Here is a 5,516-nt window from a genome sequence, read left to right as displayed (position 1 = left end):
GTCATCCTGATAAGACGCATTCACAAACTGACTTGTTGCACAGACTAAAGGCAAGCTATATGGAGTCTCTACACTCCCCTCCCGTAATAACAATTCCATTGATTTTCCTCGGGTAAAAGGCAAATAGTCCGTATTAAAGACCAGTGTTCCATCTTCACTGTACAGTGATAAACCCCAACGTCTCTTCGGGGTCAAAACCATTCCTGAAACGAAAACACACACATAAATGTCTGTTTGGGCTGAACTGTATAATTGCTTTTTATGCGCTAAATAGCTCACTTCCGCTTGAGGGTTGGTGGCATGATAAAACACAACACACTTATCTAAATGCGGTAATGTTGTTGGCAAAGACCAATAGCGCCCGCCTTCAAGGTGGATTTTTTGTCGAAACACACAATAAGTCATTTGTGTATTACGTGTAATCGCACTTCGAAATCCCTGAAAGGCGCCATACCACTCCACACCATACGTTGGTTTTGTACTATCCGGTAACGGGATACCATAAATATCGACCACCATATTGGCTCTTTTGGCCATCTGTGGGTCTTGAACCTGAACATTGTCATAAACATACTCATAACGTAATACAGGCCCTTCCATTCGGATATGCGTTATTCCCTGAAAATACGCATAATCATTCACCGCCATATACACAGAAGCCACTCTCGGGATGGCGAACGCCTCATACTCCATGGCTTCATGAATGACTTTGCTCCGTGTTTTTTTCGGTTGTCGATAATGAGGCCAATCTTCTGGTCCTATCTGATAAGAGGTTAAATAACAGAGAATTTGCGTATCACGCGTTAAACGGTAAGGTTTACCGCCTTCAACAGGAAAAATATCAAGACCATACATAAATCAATTCCCTAGATAACCGATTTTCATCACAAGGCGTTTTTTCTCATCTTTGACGACCAATTGATTATTGGTGATATTTAATGCCCCATTACCACCCGTAAAGCGGAAAATATTGTTTTTTGCATCCAATAAAAAGCCATTCCCTTTATCAAATCCCGATGATTTAAAATAATTGAGTACCACTAGTTTCTGTATCCACGCTTTATCCATTAAGGCTTCATGAATAACCACCTGTCCATTCTTCACGACAAACGGTGTCACCACTTTGCCGTTTAATGACGATATCACCACAAAGTTTTGGGCATTAACCAGAAATTGGCTATTTCCTTGCGCATTAAATCCTAAGCCAATGCCGGTAATGACTTTATTCCCTTTGCTATCCTGCTGGACTTTCATTGTCCATGATGCGGAGATTTTGCCATTTATGTCTGTGACCACTTTCGAGGTTTGCTCTATTTTGGCTGAACTTGTACCCACTTGGCTTTCTAGGCGAGTGACTTGCTGAGCGGTAGCCGTCATTTTTCCATCGATATTCGACACCCGCGTATTTAACGCATTTACCGCACTGCTATCAGCTTTCCCTTTCAAATTTGAATTGAGCGTTGAAATCTCTTGCGTTTGCGCTTGCTGTTTCGAGGTGAGTGTTTCTAGTGATTTATTAATTGCGGAAACATTCCCATTCATCCGTGTTTCCAGTGATTGTCTGGCTTTGGTTTCCGCTTGGTCACCTGTAACTCGCGCTTGCTTCTCGGCGGAGATAAGTCCTGCGGTCACTTTCGATAAATCATTGCCAGTATAATCACCACGAAGTTGTGTGGCTAAGGATTGGCGTTGTTGAGCCTCCGCGTTATCTGCCTCAGCGCGAGCTTGTTGCTCTTGGTTAATTACTGCTCCTCGTGCAACTTGCTCCGCTAAAATCGCATCATGGTTCGCTTTCACTTGCGTGTTTAACTCAACAATGGCTGATTGGTCAGCTTTACTGTTGATCTCACCTAATAGGTCTTGCGCGAGTTGGTCTCGGCTGATTTGCCCCGTTAATTCCTCAAGAATTAAATCGGTTTGAGAAGAGCAAACACCTGAAGCTTCCACAAAAGGCGATTTGCCATAGCTGTTGATTGTTCGAACATAAAAATAATACGTATGCCCTGCTTTTAAATTCTCTTGTGTCCAGAAATTCCCTTGGCCAACTTTGTTTGTTTTGGTGATCACTTCATTTTCAGAAAGATTAGCGAGTTTTTCCTCACTAAACCAAAATTCAAAGGTATAACCCAAGACAGCACTATCGCCTTGTTTCGGTGCAACGGTCAGATTAAATAAGCCAGAGGTGACATCAATATGCTCAGGAGGCGGTGGTGCTTGGATAGCAAAATCACTGATAGCGGGTGCCGACATTGCCCCCGCCATATTCGTCGCTCTAACTTCAACACGATAAGTCCCTCGTGCTAATCCGTTAATATCAACACGCTCGGCCGGTACCTGAATAGATTGAATCACTTTACCATTTTGAAGGATATTAACCGTATTATAACGCACATCAGACGCCACATTCTGCCAAGAAAGTGTACCTTGTACGATGTCACTGACGGCAAGTGGAACAAAGGTAAGATTAATCGGTGAAGCAACACCGCCAGTGGGTAAACTCACAAATGGCGGACGCTCAAACGGTTTGCCAATCACATCTTCATATAAATAGGCACCATCCTCTTCCAACGTTAAAGCCACACCGTCTAAAGCATGGAAAGACCATTCGGCAATACGAAATTCCAGCCCACTAATCCCCAAAGAAGGTAATGCTAAAAGCACAACTTCCCCCGGACGATAAGCATAGCCGTCTAAGTTCATCGTGAGTTGAACCCGTCTTCCTGCTTTCTTTTTACGGAGATATTGGCGAGCTAATCGTTGGGCTTGATAAGGGCTGGTGACAAAACGATAATCGATGTTCTCCCGAATTTCTAAGCCATCCTCTTTCACCCATTCGTCCACAATCACAGGCGTGAAGTCGGTTTTTGTGTACAACTGTTCGGCATCAATAAACGTGCCATACACCGCATTGGTCGCGTCTTTTAAGCCTGTTTCAGGGGTACAGGTGACGGTGCCAATCAATTGTGATTCAGTGATGGTTTTTATTGCCGGCCCATAATAAGCACCGATTTGAATACCGTGTTTTCCTGCGGTGAATGTCGGTTCCGCGTTAATGCATTTGTGCATCGCTTCCAAGACACTCGATGGACTCTCATTTAAGTCATAGGCACCATTAAGGGTATATCGCGACTCAAATCCACCTTCTGGTAGACTCACTTTTTCATCACATAAATCGGCCGCCTGTTTAAAGCTGTCAAAATCAATATCCGTATCAGGTACTTTTAAATAATGGCGGTAATAATCCAAAATGACTAAAGCCCCATTATTACTCCACTCGGTTTGCCCAGTGCGAGGATCAAACAGATGTTTTCCCCAGACTTCACATTTCACATTGGGTAATCCATAAGGGAATTTTTCTTGGTCAAACGTGAGTGTCACACGTAACCACGCCAGACCTCGACCAATCATATCCTCTTTCCATGACGGGCAATTTTTTAGCATAAAGGGATCGACATCTTCTCTGCTATTATGTAACTCCACTTCAACAACAGGTGCCGTGATTTTTAAACTCCTCAACCAAAGGTGTTTGACTTCATGAACGGTATATTCACCAAACGTCTCAATTAAATCGTCCCCTAACCAAATCTTCCCGATTTTTTCTATGGGGTGCCCTGCCAACGCTAATGCCAGTGTGATTTTTTCGTTTTCATCTTGTTCACCCGCCTCTTCTTCGGCAAAGAAAAGCAAACCCGATATCACTGTTTTTCCGACGATCACGGTTTCAGGCGCAAACGATGAACGTAACATCTGTTTGCGTTCACCCGTATCTCGATAATTCATGGAAGGTAGTTTAGGCTTAAAGATAAGCGAACCCGCGACTTGAACCACAACGCCTGCTGCCATCAGTGCCATGCCCATCGCCGAGGTCACGCCTCCGGTAAATAGCCCCGCAATCATTAAGCCCGCACCCACGACTTTTGAAATTAATCCACCACTCCCACCCATTATTCCACTCTCCACGCTTTGATTGGGTTAATCTGCACTGGCTTCACGCCTTGTGGAGTTACGCCCCAATAATGCCCCGCCCAGACCACTGCTAGACTGTCACCGTCCTCACCTTTAAACAGTACGAGGTCGCCACGCTGAACGCGCTCAATCTCAATGGATTTGAAATAACGTGAAACGGCTTTCTCTAAGGAGCCAAATTTGGATTTGATCAGATTGAAGGCTTCAGCTTTGGTTTTATAGTGATTGAGATAAGGCTTTATTGGCGAGAAACCGCATTGTGCGTCAATACATTCCGAGGCAAAAATACAACAATCAAATTTGCCCCATGAAAAAGGGCGATTCATGGCCGCCCTGATGGTTTCAGGTAATTTAAATGTCCAGTTGGGTTGTTTCATTATCAAAATGCCTAAAAACAAAAAAGCCGGCATAATGCCGACTTTTATATTCTCTGTTTATCTTTTAACTAAAAACGATAGCCAAGACCAAGCATCCATGTGCCCACTTTAAAAGCATCTAATTTAGTGTATTCGTAAGAAGCATCAATCGCGATATTGGGATATGGGTTAAATTGAAGACCCGCACCATAAGCGAATGCGGATTTACTTTGTTGATTTTCTTTCCCATTATAGGAAAAATTATTCAATGCCACTTCCATTTGTCCATGAGCTACCCCAACTAATCCATAAGCACTTATATAATCGTTAAAACGATAAACAGGTCCCGCAGCCAACGAGTAATAATCTAAATCAATACTCCCAATCTTTCGAGAGTTCCAGTGATAATCATACCCTTGATGCGTATAAACAAAGGAGCCAATCATTCCCCACTGATTATCGAATTCATAACGATACTTAACATTAAATCCTTTGGGTTTCTCTTTTAGTTTATCGCCATCCACTTTAGCATGACTTTGTGCATAACCTAATGAAAGCGTATTTTCACCTACGGCTTGTGCATTTGCTGCGCATAGCGATAGACTGGTCATAATAAGGGGAACTAAAAGTTTTCTACTCATTTTGTTTCTTCCAACAATTATTTATAAATAAATGAAGGTGCATCTTTCTTGCTGCCCCAATAAATCGCCCGTTCAGCCATTTGAGCAACATAGCGAAAGATACGATCACCTTGCCGTCGAGATGACCACGACTCATCGGTGAATCTATCGGGTAACCCAATTGACCATCGCTCGAATCGGTTTGATACATTAACACAAACCGCATTCTCTTCACCAGACACCACATTAATCGATGTAATTTGTCCGATAAATAAGACTTCAGCAAGCAACGGTTTCCCCTCTTCGCCAATGGCGACCATCATCAACCGGACTTCGCGTCCTCGACTTTGCTCATTCATCACCATTCCCACCAGCGATTTATCAAAACCCGCTAATTTAAGCTGTAATTGTGTAGGACTGGTTGTCTTATTCTCTTTCAGCTGACTGATTTCGCCTAAACTACCCACGCCCAAATAAGTTTCCCCCGCAATAATCAGTTGCCCAACACCGGTATGTGCACAGGTGACGCCTGATTTCAAATCGAGTCTGGCGGCTAAAACGATATAAGCCCCCT

Annotated in this window: 5 protein-coding genes; all 5 read right to left on the bottom strand. The window is 43.4% G+C overall.

The window, feature by feature from the left end; all coding sequences use genetic code 11:
• Positions 1–855: DUF6453 family protein (locus tag HMPREF0693_RS08130; RefSeq protein ID WP_004244757.1), on the bottom strand; the 855-nt coding region annotated here is incomplete at its 3' end.
• 3 nt (positions 856–858) lie between these two features.
• Complete coding sequence (locus HMPREF0693_RS08125) at positions 859–3,945, bottom strand: phage tail tip protein J-related protein (RefSeq protein WP_004244756.1); 3,087 nt, start codon at positions 3,943–3,945, stop codon at positions 859–861.
• Positions 3,945–4,343: a DUF6950 family protein gene (locus tag HMPREF0693_RS08120; RefSeq protein ID WP_004251700.1), complete on the bottom strand. Its 399-nt coding sequence runs from the start codon at positions 4,341–4,343 to the stop codon at positions 3,945–3,947. Before HMPREF0693_RS08120 ends, HMPREF0693_RS08125 begins: the two co-directional genes overlap by 1 nt.
• 68 nt (positions 4,344–4,411) lie before the next feature.
• Positions 4,412–4,963 carry an Ail/Lom family outer membrane beta-barrel protein gene (locus HMPREF0693_RS08115; RefSeq protein ID WP_004244754.1) on the bottom strand — a complete coding sequence of 184 codons (552 nt, stop codon included), beginning with the start codon at positions 4,961–4,963 and terminating at the stop codon, positions 4,412–4,414.
• 17 nt (positions 4,964–4,980) lie between these two features.
• Positions 4,981–5,516: hypothetical protein (locus tag HMPREF0693_RS08110; protein WP_004244753.1), on the bottom strand; the 536-nt coding region annotated here is incomplete at its 5' end.

This window comes from Proteus mirabilis ATCC 29906 (genome assembly GCF_000160755.1).
Classification (GTDB): Bacteria; Pseudomonadota; Gammaproteobacteria; order Enterobacterales; family Enterobacteriaceae; genus Proteus; species Proteus mirabilis.
The sequence above is the reverse complement of the archived record's forward strand: the minus strand, read 5'-3'. Positions and strand labels throughout refer to the sequence as shown.

What these genes read in the sequence shown, in the direction of transcription:
- HMPREF0693_RS08115 (WP_004244754.1), bottom strand. Translation starts at nt 4,963, where the DNA reads ATGAGTAGAAAACTTTTAGTTCCCCTTATTATGACCAGTCTATCGCTA.
- HMPREF0693_RS08120 (WP_004251700.1), bottom strand. Translation starts at nt 4,343, where the DNA reads ATGAAACAACCCAACTGGACATTTAAATTACCTGAAACCATCAGGGCG.
- HMPREF0693_RS08125 (WP_004244756.1), bottom strand. Translation starts at nt 3,945, where the DNA reads ATGGGTGGGAGTGGTGGATTAATTTCAAAAGTCGTGGGTGCGGGCTTA.